Genomic DNA, 18,336 nt, shown 5'->3' on the forward strand with positions numbered 1-18,336 from the left:
CGCGGTACGGGCCTGTTCCCCGGGTCGGGCTCGCGGCCGGTTGGCGGCACGGCGACAGGAGGGTGAAGGATGAACGACTTCCCAGGTGCGGTCTGGCGATCCAGCAGCCGCTCCAACGACCAGGGGCTCTGTGTGGAGGTGGCCGACAACCTGGTCCAGGCGCTCGGCGTGGTGGCCGTACGTGACTCGAAGGACAAATCTGGTCCGGCCCTCGCGGTGGGGGCTCCGGGATGGGCGAGGTTCATCCGAGCGGTCCGGGCCGGAGAGCTCGGTAGCTGAGTGGTGCGGGGGCCGTGCAGGGCAGCTGTCAAGCAATAGCCGGCGGCGGGACCCCGCGCGGCGGTCACGGCGCGTACCGTCGACGCCACGGGAGGTGGTATGTCGCGGGTGACGGTCATGCGGTCTATCCAGGCGCAGCCGAACGACGTGTGGCGCCTGCTCACCGACCTGACCATGCGCACCCACGCCGCCCCGGGTCGGGTGGTCCTGACCCACGGCGAGTTCGGCCCGGGCACCGCGTGGCGGGAGGTCCGCTCCCAGCCGGACGGGGCGGCGCTGGTTGAGGAGTTCGTCGTGGTCGAGGCCGTGCCGCCACACCGGCTGGTACTCGCCTCACCCGGCCGGGGGGTGGACTATCGGACCACCTGGGCGCTGCGTCCGGCCCGGTGCCGAGGCGAACGCAACACGGTGGTCACGGTCACCCAGGAGGCGATCCCCGCCGGTACCCGCGGCCGGATCGTCGCGTTCTTCCTCGGCGGGCTGGCCGCTCGGGCGGTCGCCGGTGCGCTGCGCCGCGATCTCGCCGAGCTCGCCGCCGCCGGTCGGGCCGCGCCGGCCCGGCAACCACGCCGCAGCCGGGCGCCGCGTGCTGGGTAGGGTTCCGGGCGGAGGTGCGCATGGTTTTCCCGACAGGCCGCCGGCTGTTCGCAGTGGCGGCGGTGGTCGTGGTAGTGGTGCTGATGGCGGTGGCGGCCACGGTTTACCGGGTGCTGGCCCCGGCCGAGGTCAGCACCGCGGCGGCCGGCGCATACCCGACGGCGGCGACTCCGTCCCCCGGCCTCGTCGCGCGGCTGCCGGTGGCGCCACTGGTGGTGGACGGCCGAATCCGGGTGTACGCGGCCGAGCGCCAGGTTTACGCCGACGAGCCGGTCGAGTTCAAGCATCGAAGTACCCCGTACTGGTCCTTCCGTCGCTGGCCCGCCCAGCTGGAGGGCGTGGTGGCGAGCGGCCACACCGTGGTGACCCAGTGGTCGGACGGCCAGGTGGTGGCGTTGGACGGGCGTACCGGCCAGGTCGCCTGGCGGGCGGAGGGGCCGGTGCCGGAGCACGACACCGAGTCCCGGCGAACCGGTGCGGAGACCGTGTGGAACCCGTCGGGGCTCTTCCTGGCTTCGGCTGCCGACACCTCGGTGGTACTCGCTGCCGGCGGGGATGCGTTGGCCGGCTGGAACCTGGCCGATGGGCAGCGACTCTGGCAGTCCGACGTCCGGCCGGGGTGTCAGCAGGCGATCGGCACCACCACGGCGGGTGGTCTGGTGAGCGTCGACTCCTGCGGCTCGGCGGCGACCATCGACTTCCGGGACGCGGTCACCGGCGCCGTTACCCGCTGGAGCCCGCCGGGCGGCGGGGAGACGCTGGTCGTCACCCCGCTCGGCTGCCACTCGGGTCGATCCGGCTGCGCCGGCCTCCGTACGGCTGTCGGACCGGGTGACGACGCGGCTCGGGGCTGGCTGTTCGGCTCGGGAGAGCCGGTGGCGGCCCCGGTGCTGGACGCGCCCGACACCCGGCTCGCCGGTGACGTCGCCGTCGGCGTACGAGACGGTGCTTTGGTGGCCCGCGAGCCGCGGACCGGGAGCGAGCAGTGGCGGCACGAGGACATGGGCGGGGCTCGGGTACTCGCGGTGGAGCCGGACCGCGTACATCTGGTCACTGACAGCAACAACCTGATCACGTTTGATGCGGGCAGTGGGGTCCAGCGGTCCCGGTTCCAGCTTTCGCTCGGCACCGACAGCACCTCGTGGGCCCCCGGCACCGCGTACGCGGTCGATGGCTACCTGGCGGTGGAGTGCCTCCGCCTCCCGGTCGACGCGGCGGCGGACGATCAGCGTTACTTCCTCACCTCGCGACCGGTTCTGCTCGCCGCGACCTGAGCGGGCCGTCAGCTCGCGGCGAGCAGAAACCGCCGTGGCTCAGCCGAGCGCGGCCTCGGCCGCGGCCAGGAAGGCGTCGTTCTCGGCCGGGGTGCCGATGGTGACCCGGACTCCGTCGCCGGGGAAGGGTCGGACGATCACGCCGCGCGACTCGCAGGCCCGGCCGAACTCCACCGCCTGGTCGCCCAGGGGTAGCCAGACGAAGTTGGCCTGGCTGGTCGGTACGTCCGGGACCAGCTTCCGTACCGCCTCGGTGACCCGGCCCCGCTCGGCCACGACCAGGGCGCAGCGCCGCCGCACCTCGTCGGCCTGGGCGAGGGCCGCCAGCGCGCCGGCCTGGGCGGCCGCGCTGGCGGAGAAGGGCGTGACCACCTTTCGGATGGCCGCGGCCACCTCCGGCTGGGCGACCAGGAAGCCGATCCGCAGCCCGGCCAGGCCCCAGGCCTTCGACAGGGTCCGCAGCACCGCCACGTTCGGTCGGTCCAGATAGCTGAGGCCGTCCGGCACCTCCGGGTCGGTGACGAACTCCCGGTAGGCCTCGTCGATGACCACCAGCACGTCGTCCGGGACCTGGTCGAGGAAGTGCTCCAACTCGGCTCGGCGTACCGCGGTGCCGGTGGGATTGTTCGGGTTACAGACCAGGACCATTCGGGTGCGGTCGGTTATCGCGGCGGCCATCGCGGTCAGGTCGTGCCCGTGCCCGGCGTCGTTGCTGACCCGTACGCTGGTCGCCCCGTTGGTCGCCGCGATGATCGGGTACGCCTCGAACGAGCGCCAGGAGTAGAGCAACTCGTCACCGGGCATGCAGGTGGCCCGGACCAGGTGATCGGCGAGCGCCACCGAGCCACAGCCGGTGGCGATCCGCTCGGCGTCCACCCCGTACTGCTCGGCGAGGGCCGCGCGCAGCGCCACCACGCCCATGTCCGGGTACCGGTGGGCGCCGGCGGCGGCCTCGGTGACCGCCGCCACCACCCCGGGCAGCGGTCCGTACGGCACCTCGTTGCTGGCCAGTTTGATCGCCTCGGGCAGGCCCAACTCGCGGGCCAGGTCGGCCGGGCTGCGCCCCGGCACGTAGCTGGGCAGGACGTCCAGGTCGGCGCGGGTGAGCCGGGGCGCTGGCCGGCGTTGTCCGGTGTCGGTCATGCGGTGTCTCCCGGGGGTGCGGGGCGGTCGTTCGGGACGGGGGTGCGGGGTAGCTGAACCACCACGGTCTGCGCCCGCTTGTCGTGCAGGGCCTGCCGGAGCGGACGGTCGAACAGTGGGGAGAGGGAGTCGATGAGCTGTAGCAGGAAGCCGACGCAGCAGAACCAGAGCAGGGTGGGCAGGCCGAGCGTGTTCCAGCGGCGCAGCGCCCGCCCGAAGCCCAGCGGGGCGACGGCGCTCACCGGTAGCACCTGCAGGCCCATCACCCGTTTGCCGAAGGTCTGCCCGCGGTTGGCCATCGACGGTACCTCGTAGGCCATCCAGAGCGCCGTGGCGATCAACAGAATCGCGATCTGGAGGCCGCCGGCCTGGTCACCCGCCGCCGGCAGCTGCTCGGTGGTGGTGTCCTGGTCAACGACCCGGCGCCAGGCCTCGGCGATGGGCGGGGACATCTGCTGGATGTACTGCCACACGAACCAGAAGTTCACCACCACGTTCAGCGCGAGGACGACCGCGATGTCGATGAGGCGGGCTACCAGCCGGGCCCCCAACCCGGCCAGCGGCAGCCCGTGCGGACGAGGCTCGGGCTGCTGGCCGGGCCAGGCCGGGTACGGCGCGCCCGGTGGTGGCCCGCCGGGTGTCCCCGGGTATGGCGCGCCCGGTGGGGGCCCGTAGCCCGGTGGTGGGGTGCCGGACCCGGACGTGGCGGGCTGGCCCGCCACGGCGCCCGGCTGGCCGGCGGGTGGGCCGGGCTCGTCGGGCCGGGTTGCCGGTTTCGGCTCGGGCTTGGGCTCGGGCTCGGGCGGCGGCGGGCCCGCCGGGGGTGTGGCCTCGGCCGGGATGGGTGCACCGAGCCAACCCTCGCCGTCCCAGTACCGCCGGGTGCCCGGGTCAGCGGGGTCCAGGTACCAACCGGGTGCGACGCTCACCGCGCCACCTCGTTCTGCTCGCTCACCTGGACACCTTAACGACGGCGGTTGGCGGTTCGGGGGTTGGCGGCCACCGGGCCGCCAACTCCGACCGTCACAGGTTGCCGCGCTTCTCCTGTTCCCGCTCGATGGCCTCGAAGAGCGCCTTGAAGTTGCCCTTGCCGAAGCCGAGCGAGCCGTGTCGCTCGATCAGCTCGAAGAAGACGGTCGGGCGGTCCTGCACCGGGTTGGTGAAGATTTGGAGCAGGTAGCCGTCCTCGTCCCGGTCGACCAGGATCCGGCGCGCCTTCAGCTCCTCGATCGGCACCCGGACCTCGCCGATCCGGGCCCGCAGCTCCGGGTCGTCGTAGTACGAATCCGGGGTCTCCAGGAAGTCCACGCCCGCCGCACGCATCGCGTCCACGCTGGCCAGGATGTCGTTGGTGGCCACCGCGATGTGCTGGGCCCCGGGGCCCTGGTAGAAGTCCAGGTACTCGTCGATCTGCGACTTCTTCCGGGCGACTGCCGGCTCGTTGAGCGGGAACTTCACCTTCCGGGTGCCGTTGGCGACCACCTTGCTCATCAGCGCCGAGTAGTCGGTGGCGATGTCGTCGCCGACGAACTCCGCCATGTTGGTGAAGCCCATCACCCGCTGGTAGAACTCGACCCACTCGTCCATCCGGCCCAGCTCGACGTTGCCGACGACGTGGTCGATCGCCTGGAAGAAGCGCTTCGGCTGGACGCCGGCGTCGATCATCGGCTGGCGGTCGACGATCGGTCGGCGGGCGACGTAGCCGGGCAGGAACGGACCGTGGTAGCGGGAGCGGTCCAGCAGGGTGTGGCGGGTGTCGCCGTAGGTGGCGATGGCGGCGAGCCGGACCGAGCCGTGTTCGTCGCTGACCTCGTGCGGCTCGGCCAGGCTGGTCGCTCCCTGGGCCACGGCGTGCGCATACGCCGCGTCCACGTCGGGGACCTCCAGCGCGATGTCGCAGACCCCGTCGCTGTGCCGGGCGACCTGCTCGGCGCCGGGCGCGTCCGGTCGGACCGCGCCGGTGAGGACGAACCGGGCCGAACCGCTGGTCAGCACGTACTGGGCGTGATCCCGGTAGCCCTGCTCCGGCCCCCGGTAGGCCACGCAGGTCATGCCGAACGCGGTGGAGTAGTAGTGCGCGGCCTGTTTGGCGTTGCCGACCAGGAATTGCACGTGGTCCAGGCCCCGGACCGGGAACGGGTCGCGGCTGATGTCGTGGTCAACGGCGCCGACCAGCAGGTCGGCGTTGACCTCGTCGTTCGACTGGGGTCGGTCGATCGCCTGGGTCATGGTGGCCCTCCCTCGCGTACCGGCCGGCCTGGTGGGCCGCGGCCGTGGTTCCGTCAGTGCCGGTTCTTCCCGTGAATATCGCTGTGCTTCCGGTCACTGGGCAACTGTTGTTGAACTGGCTGGTCAGCTTGTACAAGCAGTAGGGTCCTTACCTGTGAACCCTGGTCATGCTGTCCAGCTGGACAGCCTCGACGTTGGCCTGATCGAGCTCTTCGCCGAGGAGCCGCGGATCGGAGTGCTGGAGTGCTCCCGTCGCCTCGGGGTGGCCCGGGGCACCGTGCAGGCGCGGCTGGACAAGCTGGTCGCCCGCGGGGTGATCGAGGGGTTCGGCCCCGCGGTGTCCCCGGCCGCCGTCGGGTTCGGGGTGACCAGCTTCGTCACCCTGGAGATCAGCCAACGACACGGGCGCGATCCGGTCGTCGCCCACCTGGCGGCGATCCCGGAGGTGCTCGAGGCGCACACCATCACCGGCTCCGGTGACCTGCTCTGCCGAATCGTGGCCCGTTCCAACGCCGACCTGCAACGGGTGATCGACCAGATCGTGTCCCACGAGAGCATCCGACGTACCTCGACGATCATCGCCCTGGCCGAGCAGATCCCGCACCGGGTCCTGCCCCTGCTCCGCTCCGCGCTGCGGGCAACGTCACCGCCGGCCACGGAGGGCGCTGGGGTCGGTCAGCCGTTCTCGGCGAGCGCGTCCCCCAGCGAGGTGCGGCGGTAGCGGACCGTCCGGCCGACGCGGGCGCGGGTCACCAGGCCCGCCTCGCGCAGCACCGCCAGATGGTCGCCGACGCCGCCCAGGCTCAGACCGAGTTGGGCGACGAGCTGACTGGTCGTCGCGGGGGCCGTCAGGGCGCGCAGCACCGTGGCGCGGCCCCGACCGACCAGCCGGTCCAGCGCGTCCACCGGCCGCGCCGGGTCCGGGGGTCCGAGTAGTTCGGCGACCCCGGCGGCCCGGTAGACGATCGCGTACGGCCCGGGCTGCTCGACGTAGTACATCAGGGTGCCGAAGACGGTGGGCACGAAGAGCATTCCGCGCCCGCTCAGCGGGTACGTCCGCGGGTCCCGGTCGTCGATGTCGAGATAGCCGACGCCCGGGCCGGGCACCCAGCGCAGCCGGGGGTCCAGGTCCGCGACCGCCGCGCCCCAGCCGTACGCGAGCAGCCGCCCCGCCCGGTGCAGCAGGTCCCGCTCCAGGACGGCCCGCAGTCGCGGCCAGTCCGGCTCGACCAGCGTGACCCAGGCCGCTTCGATCCCGTCGGCGAGTTGGTCCACCACCGTCGGCGACTCGTAGATCCGACGGGCGTTCGTCGGTGGGGTGCGGTGGCCGGCGAGGTTGCGGGCCAGCTCGGCGCGGGCCCGCGCCAGTGGAGTAGCCCGGACCAGGGCGAGTTCGTCGGCGAACTCCCGTGCCGTGCCGTCCGGCGGCGGTTGGAAGAAGTCCGCGTTGTACGCGTCCCGGCGCTGCAACGCCAACAGCGCGTCGATCGCCGGCACGCTTCGCCGCAGCTGCTCGAAGACGGGGCGGGCCCGGGTCACCCACGGGGTCAGCCCGGTGGCCTCGCTCTGCCCGGCGCAGAGCCGCAGCGCCGACACCGCCTCCCCGAGCGGCGAGATGGCGTAGCGGCTCACCGCCACATCCGCCGAGGTCACCTCGATCCACATGCTGCTCCTTTCGCTGGTGAACGAAAGGATAGGTCGTCGGCGGTTCACTCCCCACACTTGCTCGGTGATCGTTACCGACTCCCGTCCCGTCACCTTCCGGGACGTCTTCGCCGTCGCCGAGTTCCGGGCGCTCTTCGGCGGCTACAGCGTGTTCATGATCGGCGAGACGGTGAAGATGCTCGCCCTGTCCATGCTGATCTACGAGCGCACCGGCTCCGGGCTGCTCGCCGCGTTGGCGTACGTGACCGGGTTCCTGCCGCACGCGGTGGGCGGGGTGTTCCTGCTCGCCCTCGCCGACCGGTGGCCGCCGCGGCGGCTCATCGTCGGCTACGACCTGTTCCGGCTCGCCATGGTCGTGGTGCTCGCGCTCGGCGTGCTCTCCCCGGCGGCCATGCTCGGCCTGGTCGCGGTCGTCGGACTCCTCGCCCCGGTCAGCAGCGCCGCCCGCAGCGCGCTGCTGCCGGAGATACTGCACGGCGACGCGTACGTGTTGGGGCGGTCGGTGCTCACCGTGGCGGCCGGGGGTACCCAGGTGGCCGGGTTCGCCCTCGGTGGCCTGCTGCTCGGGCTGGTCGGCCCGTACGGGGCGCTCTGGCTCACGGCGGCCACCTGCCTCCTCGCCGCCCTGCTGGCCCGGGTCGGGCTGACGTCCCGAGCGCCCCGGGTGGCGGACGCCGGAAACGCCGTCGGGGAGACCTGGCGGGTCAACCGGACACTCCTCGCCGACCGGCGGGTACGCAGCCTGCTCCTGGCACAGTGGATTCCCGGCTCGCTGCTGGTCGGGGCCGATGGCGTGCTCGTGCCGTACGCGGCCCAGCTCGACCCGGCGGCCAGTGCCGGCCTGCTGCTGATGGCCGGCGCCTTCGGGATGCTCCTCGGTGACCTGCTGGTAGGACGGTTCGTCGGGCCCGCCCTCCGGGAGGCGTTGACTCCGTGGCTGGCGCTGCTGCTCGGCGTGCCGATGCTGGCTTTCGTGGCCGAGCCGAGCCAGTGGCCGGCGGTGGTGCTGCTCACGGTCGCGACCGCCGGTTTCGCCTACCACCTCGGGCTGGCCCGGCGGTTTCTCGACGCGGTGCCGGAAGCCCGCCGGGGGCAGGCGTTCGGGCTGCTGGGCACCGGCATGATGGCGGGGCAGGGATTGGCCGCCGCGGCCGGCGGGGCGTTGAGCGAGGTGGTCGCCCCCGGCACCGTGATGGCGCTGGCCGGGGTGGCGTCGATCACCGCGACGGTGGTGCTCTGGCGGACGCTGGCCCCGCCGGGTGCGGGCGCGGCGGGATGCGGCGGTCCGGGCAGGCGGCTACCGTGTCCCGGTGGTGAAGGGGCGCGGCCTTGGTAAGCCTGGTTGGTTGCTGCTCGGGCTCGTGACGGTCGTCGTGCTCTCGGTGAGCGGTGTCTGGAACCCGTTCCCCGGCGTGTGGGACTGGGCCAACCGCAGTGCCCCGATCGGCGGGCCGGGCGTGGTCTGGCAGCAACGCGTCGGTGGCACCCCGCGCAGCGTCACCATCGCCGGCGAGGCCGTCGTGGTCGAGCAGCGCACCCGGGTGGAGGCGGTACGGCTCGGTGACGGCACCCCGCTCTGGAAGCGCAAGGCCGACTGGTCGGCGGTCGCCGGTGCGGGGCAGGACGCTGTCGTCGTGGTGGGCAAGCTCCTCACCCGGGGCTACGAGGTGCTCGACCCGGTCACCGGTGCGACCCGGCGCCGGGACGATGCCGCGGTCGCGGTCTGGACCTGGCAAAACCTGCTGATCGACGCGCGCTGCCCGGCCCCCACCGACTGCACGTTGCACGCCTGGGACCCGCGCGGGGACACGCCGCTGTGGACGGCCTATCTGCCGGGCGTCCAAAGTGGCCTGCTCGGCGACAACCCGGGGCTGCTCGACACCCGTCGAATCGAGGCCGTCCGGATCGACAACGGGGTCTCCGGCCCGGAGCCGGTACCCGGGCTGCTCGGGTTTCCGGTCGACGGTCGCGTGCACGTGTTGGACACCGCGACCGGGCGGGTGCTGGTCGACATCGAGCCCGGCCGGGACGAGCGGCTGTCGGTGGTCGGTGGCCGGATGCTGCGGCTCACCGCCCGATCCGAGGAGGGCAACTGTCGCTACGCCGTCTCTGGATGGGACCCGTTGTCCGGGCAGGAGATCTGGCAGCGGGCGGGCGTCAACTTCGGCACCGCCGACGCCATCGGCTGTGCCCAGCGCCGGGATCCGCTGGGCGCCCGCAGCGTGCTGGTCGGGGTGTCGCCGGACGGCAAGCAGGCGGTCCTCGACGCCTACGACGGCCGGCTGCTGCTGGTCACCGACGTGGGCACGAAGATCGTCGCCGTTGACGATCGGCATGCCCTGGTCCGCGCGGCCGACCAGCGCTCGGTCTCGGTCCGCGAACTGGGCGGTGGCGAAACCCGGTGGACCCGTCCCACTGAGGAGGAGCCGAGGGCGTCGCTCACCCCGGCCGCGGCGATCTTCGCCGAACGGGAGCCGTCCCGGCTCGTCGCGCTCGATCCGGGTACCGGCGCTGAGCTGGCGAACCTCCGGACGGCGGCGAACGCGCTCGCGGTCGGAGCGAACGGCATGGTCATCGGCGAGGGCCGGCAGATCGGGTACGTCTCCTTCCAGTCGACCGACCCGGCGGGGTGAGAGCGCTGTCCCAGGACCTACCCGCCGGGTGGGACCGGACGGCTCTTCTGCCCTAGGCTTTCCGCTCATGAGCAGTGCCGCCTCCTTCTCGTACGCACCCCTGCTGCCGACCGGTTCGGACCAGACGGAGTACCGCCTGATCACCGACGAGGGCGTTGACGTCGTCAACGGCCCCGGTGGTCGCCGCTTCCTTACTGTGGAGCCGGCCGTGCTCACCGCGCTGACCGCCGAGGCGATGCACGACATCGCGCATTTTCTGCGCCCCGCGCACCTGGCGCAGCTACGGTCGATCATCGATGACCCGGCGGCCTCGCCGAACGACCGCTTCGTCGCGCTGGACCTGCTGCGCAACGCCAACATCGCCGCCGGTGGGGTGCTCCCGATGTGCCAGGACACCGGTACGGCGATCGTGCTGGGCAAGCGGGGCCGGCACGTACTCACCGACGGGGCGGACGCAAAGTCGATCTCCCGGGGGGTCTGGCAGGCGTACACCCGGCTGAACCTGCGTTACTCGCAACTCGCCCCACTGACCATGTGGGAGGAGCGCAACACCGGCAGCAACCTGCCCGCGCAGGTGGAGCTCTACGCCGAGGACCCGGACGGGCAGCCGGACGCGTACAAGTTCCTCTTCATGGCCAAGGGCGGCGGCTCGGCCAACAAGTCGTACCTGTACCAGGAGACCAAGGCGTTGCTGAATCCGACTCGGATGATGCAGTTCCTGGAGGAGAAGCTGCGGTTGATCGGCACGGCGGCCTGCCCGCCGTACCATCTGGCCGTCGTCATCGGCGGCACCAGCGCCGAATACGCGCTGAAGACCGCCAAGCTGGCCTCGGCGAAGTACCTCGACGGGCTGCCGACCGCGGGTTCGCTGACCGCGCACGGCTTCCGCGACCTGGAGCTGGAGGCCGAGGTGCTGGAGCTGACCCGGGACTTTGGCATCGGCGCGCAGTTCGGTGGCCGGTACTTCTGTCACGACGTGCGGGTGGTCCGGCTGCCCCGGCACGGCGCGTCGTGCCCGGTCGCGATCGCCGTGTCCTGCTCGGCGGACCGGCAGGCGGTCGCGAAGATCACCCCCTCGGGGGTGTGGCTGGAGCGACTGGAGACGGACCCGGCCCGCTACCTGCCCGACGTGACCGAGTCCCAGTTGGAGTCGTCGGAGGTGGTCCGGGTCGACCTCAACCGGCCGATGGCCGAGATCCGCGCCGAGTTGAGCAGGTACCCGGTCAAGACCCGGCTGTCGCTGAGTGGTCCGCTGGTCGTCGCCCGGGACATCGCCCATGCCAAGATCGCCGAGCGGCTGGATGCCGGCGAGTCGATGCCGGCCTACCTGCGGGACCACGCGGTCTACTACGCCGGGCCGGCGAAGACCCCCGAGGGCTATGCCTCCGGCTCGTTCGGCCCGACCACGGCGGGTCGGATGGACGCGTACGTGGAGAAGTTCCAGGCCGCCGGCGGCTCGATGGTGATGCTGGCCAAGGGCAACCGTTCCACCCAGGTCACCCGCTCCTGCCAGGAGCACGGCGGCTTCTACCTCGGCTCGATCGGCGGCCCGGCGGCCCGGTTGGCCCAGGACTGCATCAAGCACGTCGAGGTGCTTGAGTACGCCGAGCTCGGCATGGAGGCGGTCTGGCGGATCGAGGTGGAGGACTTCCCGGCCTTCATCGTGGTCGACGACAAGGGCAACGACTTCTTCGCCGAGGTGACCAAGCCGGTCCTCACCGTGGGCCGCCGCTGACATCGGTGCGCCCGCTCGGCTGCAGCGGAACGGGCGCACCGCCCCCGTCACATGTTTCATCAACTGCGCGTCCTGGATTGTCGGACGCCCCTCTCTTGATCCACTCTCACCGCGCTATCGCTGTAGCCAAAACAGTTTTAGGCCGACAGCTACCCTGCTGGAAGTTGCAAGAACGGCAGAGGCGGAAGTATGCGGTTTGGGATCCTGGGCCCGCTACGGGTCGGTGGCGAGGCCACCGTTACCGCGGGTCGGGATCGGACCATCCTCGCGATGCTGCTACTGCAGGCTGGTCGGATCGTGCCAGCGGAGGAGTTGGTCGACGCGGTCTGGGAGGAGCAGCCACCGGCTACTGCCCGAGCCCAGCTGCAGACCTGTGTGTCCCGGCTGCGGCGTCGGTTCGTCACCCTCGGGTTACCCCCGGAGCTCATCGTCACCGACCCGGTTGGCTACGGCGTCCGTACCGCGCCCGGTGACCTCGACGCCGAGGTGTTCGGCGACGAGGTTGTTGCCGCGCGGGCGGCGGTCGCCGCTGACCAACTGGCTGACGCCCGCCGGCGGTTCCGTACCGCGCTCGCGCTCTGGCGGGGGCCGGCGCTGGGCGGCGTCGCCGGGCGGAGCATACGCGGCCGGGCGCAGACGCTCGACGAGCAACGGGTGACGGCGCTGGAGGAGTGCGTCGACGTCGAGCTGCGGCTCGGCAACGCCGTCGACCTGATCGACGAACTGACCGAGGCGGTCGCGCGACACCCGCTGCGGGATCGCCTGCGGGGCCAACTGATGCTGGCTCTCTCCGCCATCGGTCGCCAGGCCGATGCCCTCGCCGTCTACCGGGACGGGCGCCGGCACTACGCCGACGAGTTGGGCATCGAGCCCGGCGTGGAGCTGCAGGAGCTGCACCAGCGGGTGCTGGCCGGGGACCTGGTCACCACTGGATCGCGGCGCAGCACCGCCCCGGTCCGGGGCCTACCGAGGGCGATCAGCGACTTCACCGGCCGACAGGAGATCGTCGCGAACCTGTTCCAGCAGTTCCACGAGGGAGACACCCAGGTTCAACTGATCGACGGGATGGCGGGTAGCGGCAAGACCACCCTCGCGGTGCACCTCGCCACCCGCCTCGCCGACCGCTACCCGGACGCGCAGCTCTTCATCGACCTGCATGGCCACAGCGACCGCACCCCGTTGACCCCGGCCGCCGCGGTGGCGACATTGCTGCGGCAGCTCGGGATACCGGCGGAGCAGGTTCCGGTGGACCTGGAGGATCGTCTCGCCCGGTGGCGCACCGAACTCTCCGACCGGCGGGCGCTGGTGTTGCTGGACAACGCGGCGAGCGTCGATCAGGTCGCACCCCTGCTGCCGACCGGGCGTTCCTGCCTCACCCTGGTGACCAGTCGATGGCGGTTGGCCGGGCTGGACGCGGGCCACCCCGTGTCGCTGCCCGTTCTCGATCTGGACGAGGCCGTCACGATGTTGGGGCGGGTGGCCGGTCCGGAGCGGGTCGCCGCCGAACCGGAGGCGGCGGCGGAGGTGATTCGTCGCTGCGGCTTCCTGCCGTTGGCGATCCGACTCGCGGGTGCCCGGTTGGCGCACCGGCCGAGCTGGCAGATTGCTGACCTTGTCGAGCGGCTGGCCGGAGCCCGTGACCCGTTGGCCGAGTTCACGGCCGGGCCGCGTTCGGTTGGCGGCGCCTTCGCCCTGTCGTACGCGCAGGTCTCACTGCCCGCGCGGCGGCTCTTTCGGCTGCTCGGCGTGCATCCGGCCTGCGACTTCGACAACGCGGTCGCCGCCGCGTTGGCTGAGCTGGCCCTACCCGACACCCGGGACCTGCTCGACGAGTTGATCGACGCGAACCTGGTCGAGGAGCCGAGGCCGGGCCGGTTCCGCCTACACGACCTGGTCCAGGAGTACGCTCGCCGCCTGTTGGCCGAGCCCGGCCGGAGGGCCGAGCGCTCCGCGGCCCTGGAACGGCTCCTCGATCATCACCTGTACGTGGCGGCGGCGATCGCCCGTTCGCTCGAAGCATCCAGTCGGGCCGCCTTCGTACTGCCGGATCCGCCACGGGCCGACCTGGTCGAGGCATGCCTACCGCAGGGGACGACCTGGTTCGAAAACAACCGCGTGGTGTTGACCGTGCTGCCCCGAATCGCCGAGGCGGAGGGATTGCTCCAGCACTGTTGGCGGCTTGCCCGCGCCTGCTGGTGGGCGAGCTACCAAGGCGGCCACTTCAGCGAGCTGATCGAAATGCACACCGTGGGGCTCCGCGCGGCGGAGCGCCTCGACGATCAGGCTGCGGTGGCGCTGACCCTGAACTACCTGGCCTCGGCGCACTATCGGCTGGCGCAGTTCCCCGAGGCGATCACCCTGACGTCGCGGTGCCTCCAGGTGTGCCGCCGGCTCGGGCTGCGCCGACAGGTGGTGAGCGCACTGATGAACCTCGGAATCGCCTACTCCAACTATGGCGACTACCGGCGCGGCTTGGAGTTTTTCGACGAGGCGATCAGGTCCGCCGATGCTGGAACCGGGCGGGGTGCGCTTGTTGAGCTGACGAGCAACAGGGGCTGCGCGCTCGCTTACTGGGGCCGGTACGAGGAAGCCTTGCGCACGATCCGGATGCACATGGTGCTGGCCCGAGAGCTCGATGATCTTTGGGAACTGGGCCGGGCGTTCGCGCACACCGGCATGATCCGGCACCGGATGGGGGACATCGAGCCCGCCCGGCGGCTGCTCCAGGCGGCACTACGGCTCACCCGGCGGGTCGGCAACAGCTACGGCGAGGGCGAGGTCCTCAACGAGTTTGGCGTGTTGGCGCGGGAGGCTGGGCGGCCCGGGGAAGCCGCGCGACTGCACCGGGAGGCGCTGATCGCGATCAACAAGTCCGGCGACCGGGTTGGTGCGTGTGGCTCCCGCAACCTGCTGGCTCGGGCGATCGCCGAGCAGGGGGACCGGCCAAGCGCGTTGGATCTCTTCCGCCGGGTGCTGCAGGACGCCCAGAAGATCAACCATCGGTACGAGCAGGCGCGGGCCCTGGACGGCATGGCCCGCTGCCTGCGGTCGACGGACGTGCGTGCGGCGCGAGCGTACTGGGTCCAGGCGCTTGCCCTGCTCGACCAGGTCGATGTGCCGGAGCGGCACGAGGTGCGGCGGCTGTTGACCGAGCTTGGTTGAGCGGCTCGGGGTGAATATCGGCGCGGGGCGGTCGTGCGCGGCAGGATGGTGGGGTGACGAAACCTGAGGTGACGGGCTACCGGATCGAACGCGACTCGATGGGCGAGGTGGAGGTGCCGGCCGCGGCGCTGTGGCGGGCGCAGACCCAGCGCGCGGTGCAGAACTTCCCGATCTCCGGGCGGGGGATGGAGCCGGCCCAGATCCGGGCGCTGGCCCAGATCAAGGGAGCCGCGGCCGAGGTCAACGGTGAGCTGGGGGTGATCGACGCGAACGTGGCCGCCGCGATCGTCGCCGCCGCGGCGCACGTTGCCGACGGCGGGTACGACGACCAGTTCCCCGTCGATGTCTTCCAGACCGGTTCTGGCACGTCGTCGAACATGAACACCAACGAGGTGATCGCCACCCTGGCCGGTCGCGAGCTCGGTGCCGACGTGCACCCCAACGACGACGTGAACGCGTCCCAGTCGAGTAACGACGTCTTCCCGTCCTCGATCCACCTGGCCGCCACCGAGTTCGTGACCCGGGACCTGTTGCCCTCCCTGGTGCATCTGGCGGAGGCGTTGGAGGGCAAGGCCACCGAGTTCGGGGATGTGGTCAAGGCGGGGCGTACCCACCTGATGGACGCCACGCCGGTCACGCTCGGCCAGGAGTTCGGCGGGTACGCCGCGCAGGTCCGCTACGGCATCGAGCGGCTGGAGTCGGCCCTGCCCCGCCTGGCTGAGCTGCCGTTGGGTGGGACCGCCGTCGGCACCGGCATCAACACTCCGCTGGGCTTCGCGGCGCGGGTGGTCGAGCGGCTGCGCGACTCGACGGGGCTGCCGTTGACCGAGGCGCGGAACCACTTCGAGGCGCAGGGCGCGCGGGACGCGCTGGTGGAGACCTCCGGGCAGCTGCGGACGATCGCGGTTGGTCTCTACAAGATGGCCAACGACATCCGTTGGATGGGCTCCGGCCCCCGCGCCGGGCTGCGGGAGTTGCGTATCCCGGATCTCCAGCCCGGTTCGTCGATCATGCCCGGCAAGGTGAACCCGGTGGTCTGCGAGGCGGTCCGCCAGGTCTGTGCGCAGGTGATCGGTAACGACGCGGCGGTCGCCTTCGCCGGTTCCCAGGGCGACTTCGAGTTGAACGTCATGCTCCCGGTGATGGCCCGCAACCTGCTGGAGTCGATCAAATTGCTGGCCGCGTCGGGGCGGCTGTTGGCGGACCGGTGCGTGGTCGGCCTGGTCGCGGACGTCGAGGTCTGTTTGGCGTACGCGGAGGGCTCGCCGTCCATCGTCACCCCGCTGAACCGGCATCTCGGGTACGACGAGGCCGCTTCGATCGCGAAGGAGGCCCTCGCGAAGCAGGTTCCGATCCGGGAGGTGGTGGTCTCCCGGGGGCACCTGGAGTCCGGCAAGCTCACCGGGGAGCAGCTCGACGAGGCGCTCGACCTGCTCCGGATGACGCACCCCTGACCGGTGTGGGGTGCCGCGGCACTTCGGTCAGCTCGCCAGGACCTGGTTCCAGTACGTCATCGTGGCCCGTCCCCCCGCCTGACCACGGAGGGCCGCATCCAATGGGTGTTGGTCGGTTGGCGCGTGCGGTTCGTGATCAGTAAGGCGGGGATATCGGCGCCGGTAGGTAGCGTTTAGTTATTACTGTGTAACTGGATCGGGCCGGAAACGGGAGCTACGCGTGCCCAACTGTGCTTGATGTCTGGTCTCAGTCGACTGTTAGGCGGTGTCGTTGGCGCGTTCGGCAAGTAGCGTCGCCCGCTGTCTGTTGACGAATGCGGGAGGGTACGTGTCATGGCCGCTGCCCACGCCGGGCCTGGTGCGGTCAGCAGGCCACCGTCGCCGGAACCTTGCCACGACGCGGTAAACGTTAGTGGCCCACATCAGTGCCCGCGTCTCGGGGAACCGCTTCCTTTAACTCCTTCTTAGTCATTTCTTAGGCACGTTGCCGCAGGAAATATCTGGCCCGTAGCGTCGCCTCGACCCCGCAGTTTAAACCGAGGAGGCTACCGGCGTGTACGGCTGGAGCGAATCGATGGAACCGGATGATAATCGCCGGCGATCCGAACCGGCGGCCGATGGCTGGGACCAGCCTGTCGACGAATGGGACCGCCCTGTCGACGAATGGGACCGCCCTGCCGACGAGTGGGACCGGCGGCAACAGACCGCGCACTGGCGGGCGGAGTCCGAGACCCCACAAGGCTGGGCAGCCGCGGGTAGCTCGTACCATGACCAGCCCTCGCGGGGTGGGCAAGCCGCCCCCACCTGGCAGCACACCGGCGGCTGGCAGCAGGAATCAGCGGGCGGCTGGCGCCGGCCCCCCACGGGCTGGCGAGACGAGCCCTCCGGAGGTGGGCGTCACGCGGCTGGTGCCACCGGAGGACCCGAGGTCACCGGCGGTTGGCGGCCTGAGGAGACGGCCATCAGGCGGACCGCTGGGTACGCAGACGAAGTGACCAGCACGCGGCCGGTCGCTGGCGCCGCTCCGGCCGACGCTAGATCCGCCAGCGAGGGCCCTCGGGCCGGCCACCGGAACCGGCGGCCCGTGCTCATCGGGGCCGCGGCGGCTGCCACGCTGGTCGTGAGCCTCGGAGCCGGTGCCGCCGCACTGTCCGACGGTGGCAACACCGTCCCCACCTCGGCACACAAGGACATTGTGGCCACGAATCCGACGTCGGATGAGGGGGGCGTGACGTCGTCCTCGACCAGTCCCAGCACCGCGTGGAGCAACGCCTCACAGTCGCGGTCGGAAGACGCGCGCCGGAAGTCAGCCTCGGCGTCGCGTCATTCCGCCAGGTCCCGCTTCGACCGGGAACGCCACAGGGGCAGTCACCGCTCCAAGCCGCCACATACCACCACCGCGCCCAGCCCCACTCGGGTGCCCACCACCGCACCCAGCCCCACTCGGGTACCCACCACCGCACCCAGCCCCACTCGGGTGCCCACCACCGCACCCAGCCCCACTCAGGTACCCACCACCCCACCCTCCAACGGCGGGGTGAGCACCGAGGCCAGCGAGGTGGTCCGGCTAGCCAACGCCGAGCGCGCGAAGGCCGGCTGTGCGGCACTGAGTATCGACGAGAAGCTGATGACCGCCGCCCAGCGGCACAGCCAGGACCAGGCCGACCACCAGAAGATGTCGCACACGGGCAGCGACGGCAGTAGCCCCGGCGACCGGATCAACGCTGTCGGCTACCAGTGGCGCACCTACGGGGAAAACGTCGCCTGGAACCAGCAGTCCCCCGAAGCCGTGATGACCGCGTGGATGAACAGCCCCGGCCACCGGGCGAATATCCTGAACTGCTCCTTCACCGAGATCGGGGTTGGCGTCGCGAGTAGCAACGGACCGTACTGGACACAGGTCTTCGCCGCGCCTCGCTGACCGCGATCGGTATCGTTTGCCGAGTCGTCCACAACGAACCCTGGTTTTGCCCATGGCCGCTCGGCTGTGTGCGTGTTGACGCAGACCTGACGTCGCCCGGGTGCCCGACAGCGTTACGACGTGTCGGGCACCCGGACCGGGGATTGCCATCCCAAACCCACTGTCACCGCCCGCTCGCGCCCACCCTTGCTCGCCGGCGTCTTCGTCGAACGGGCTGGGTCTCCACCCGGGGAAACAGAACCTC

At 71.3% G+C, this 18,336-nt stretch carries 14 protein-coding genes; 10 read left to right on the forward strand and 4 right to left on the reverse strand.

Annotated elements, in window-relative coordinates; translation table 11 throughout:
* Window positions 1-69: 69 nt before the first annotated feature.
* From SALPAC3_RS0116270 to SALPAC3_RS0116280, 3 genes are all read left to right on the forward strand, one after another.
* Window positions 70-279: a DUF397 domain-containing protein gene (locus SALPAC3_RS0116270; RefSeq protein ID WP_018222270.1), complete on the forward strand. Its 210-nt coding sequence runs from the start codon at window positions 70-72 to the stop codon at window positions 277-279.
* A gap of 99 nt (window positions 280-378) precedes the next feature.
* Window positions 379-876, forward strand: a complete 498-nt coding sequence (locus tag SALPAC3_RS0116275) for an SRPBCC family protein (protein ID WP_018222271.1) — start codon at window positions 379-381, stop codon at window positions 874-876.
* Window positions 877-896: 20 nt separating this feature from the next.
* Window positions 897-2,150, forward strand: coding sequence for an outer membrane protein assembly factor BamB family protein (locus tag SALPAC3_RS0116280; RefSeq protein WP_018222272.1), 1,254 nt, complete (start codon window positions 897-899; stop codon window positions 2,148-2,150).
* Window positions 2,151-2,189: 39 nt separating this feature from the next.
* Here SALPAC3_RS0116280 and hisC read toward each other — a convergent pair whose 3' ends face one another.
* The 3 genes from hisC to hppD all read right to left on the reverse strand — a co-directional run bounded on the left by hisC (window position 2,190) and on the right by hppD (window position 5,522).
* Window positions 2,190-3,293, reverse strand: a complete 1,104-nt coding sequence (gene hisC / locus SALPAC3_RS0116285; protein ID WP_018222273.1) for a histidinol-phosphate transaminase — start codon at window positions 3,291-3,293, stop codon at window positions 2,190-2,192.
* On the reverse strand, window positions 3,290-4,222 hold the full coding sequence (locus tag SALPAC3_RS0116290; RefSeq protein WP_018222274.1) for an RDD family protein: 933 nt from the start codon (window positions 4,220-4,222) through the stop codon (window positions 3,290-3,292). The genes hisC and SALPAC3_RS0116290 overlap by 4 nt, the downstream gene beginning before the upstream one ends.
* A gap of 94 nt (window positions 4,223-4,316) precedes the next feature.
* Complete coding sequence (gene hppD, locus SALPAC3_RS0116295) at window positions 4,317-5,522, reverse strand: 4-hydroxyphenylpyruvate dioxygenase (protein WP_018222275.1); 1,206 nt, start codon at window positions 5,520-5,522, stop codon at window positions 4,317-4,319.
* A 154-nt stretch (window positions 5,523-5,676) separates the two neighbouring features.
* Here hppD and SALPAC3_RS0116300 point away from each other — a divergent pair, with 154 nt between their 5' ends.
* Window positions 5,677-6,243 (forward strand): Lrp/AsnC family transcriptional regulator, encoded by a 567-nt coding sequence (locus SALPAC3_RS0116300; RefSeq protein WP_018222276.1) that lies wholly within the window; start codon window positions 5,677-5,679, stop codon window positions 6,241-6,243.
* Here the strand turns inward: SALPAC3_RS0116300 and SALPAC3_RS0116305 are convergent.
* On the reverse strand, window positions 6,198-7,187 hold the full coding sequence (locus SALPAC3_RS0116305; protein WP_018222277.1) for an ArsR/SmtB family transcription factor: 990 nt from the start codon (window positions 7,185-7,187) through the stop codon (window positions 6,198-6,200). The two genes, SALPAC3_RS0116300 and SALPAC3_RS0116305, sit on opposite strands and share 46 nt — an antisense overlap.
* 64 nt (window positions 7,188-7,251) lie before the next feature.
* Between SALPAC3_RS0116305 and SALPAC3_RS0116310 the strand changes: the two genes are divergently transcribed.
* The 6 genes from SALPAC3_RS0116310 (at window position 7,252) to SALPAC3_RS0116335 (ending at window position 18,092) form a co-directional block, all read left to right on the forward strand.
* Entirely contained in the window at window positions 7,252-8,523 is a 1,272-nt protein-coding gene (locus tag SALPAC3_RS0116310) for an MFS transporter (protein WP_018222278.1), read from the forward strand.
* Window positions 8,447-9,820, forward strand: a complete 1,374-nt coding sequence (locus SALPAC3_RS0116315; RefSeq protein ID WP_033775028.1) for a PQQ-binding-like beta-propeller repeat protein — start codon at window positions 8,447-8,449, stop codon at window positions 9,818-9,820. The genes SALPAC3_RS0116310 and SALPAC3_RS0116315 overlap by 77 nt, the downstream gene beginning before the upstream one ends.
* Before the next feature lie 67 nt (window positions 9,821-9,887).
* A complete protein-coding gene (locus SALPAC3_RS0116320) occupies window positions 9,888-11,555 on the forward strand; it encodes a fumarate hydratase (protein WP_018222280.1) in 1,668 nt (555 codons plus the stop codon).
* A 189-nt stretch (window positions 11,556-11,744) separates the two neighbouring features.
* Window positions 11,745-14,717, forward strand: coding sequence for an AfsR/SARP family transcriptional regulator (locus SALPAC3_RS0116325; protein WP_018222281.1), 2,973 nt, complete (start codon window positions 11,745-11,747; stop codon window positions 14,715-14,717).
* Window positions 14,718-14,770: 53 nt separating this feature from the next.
* Window positions 14,771-16,171, forward strand: coding sequence for a class II fumarate hydratase (locus tag SALPAC3_RS0116330; RefSeq protein ID WP_018222282.1), 1,401 nt, complete (start codon window positions 14,771-14,773; stop codon window positions 16,169-16,171).
* A gap of 553 nt (window positions 16,172-16,724) precedes the next feature.
* Window positions 16,725-18,092: a CAP domain-containing protein gene (locus SALPAC3_RS0116335; RefSeq protein ID WP_026185635.1), complete on the forward strand. Its 1,368-nt coding sequence runs from the start codon at window positions 16,725-16,727 to the stop codon at window positions 18,090-18,092.
* Window positions 18,093-18,336: the final 244 nt, after the last annotated feature.

The sequence above is a fragment of the Salinispora pacifica DSM 45544 genome (assembly GCF_000378845.1).
In the GTDB taxonomy this organism is placed as follows: domain Bacteria; phylum Actinomycetota; class Actinomycetes; order Mycobacteriales; family Micromonosporaceae; genus Micromonospora; species Micromonospora pacifica.

Coding starts and splice junctions, on each gene's coding strand:
- SALPAC3_RS0116280 (WP_018222272.1), top strand. CDS start 897: ATGGTTTTCCCGACAGGCCGCCGGCTGTTCGCAGTGGCGGCGGTGGTC.
- hppD (WP_018222275.1), bottom strand. CDS start 5,522: ATGACCCAGGCGATCGACCGACCCCAGTCGAACGACGAGGTCAACGCC.
- SALPAC3_RS0116275 (WP_018222271.1), top strand. CDS start 379: ATGTCGCGGGTGACGGTCATGCGGTCTATCCAGGCGCAGCCGAACGAC.
- SALPAC3_RS0116325 (WP_018222281.1), top strand. CDS start 11,745: ATGCGGTTTGGGATCCTGGGCCCGCTACGGGTCGGTGGCGAGGCCACC.
- hisC (WP_018222273.1), bottom strand. CDS start 3,293: ATGACCGACACCGGACAACGCCGGCCAGCGCCCCGGCTCACCCGCGCC.
- SALPAC3_RS0116270 (WP_018222270.1), top strand. CDS start 70: ATGAACGACTTCCCAGGTGCGGTCTGGCGATCCAGCAGCCGCTCCAAC.
- SALPAC3_RS0116305 (WP_018222277.1), bottom strand. CDS start 7,187: ATGTGGATCGAGGTGACCTCGGCGGATGTGGCGGTGAGCCGCTACGCC.
- SALPAC3_RS0116320 (WP_018222280.1), top strand. CDS start 9,888: ATGAGCAGTGCCGCCTCCTTCTCGTACGCACCCCTGCTGCCGACCGGT.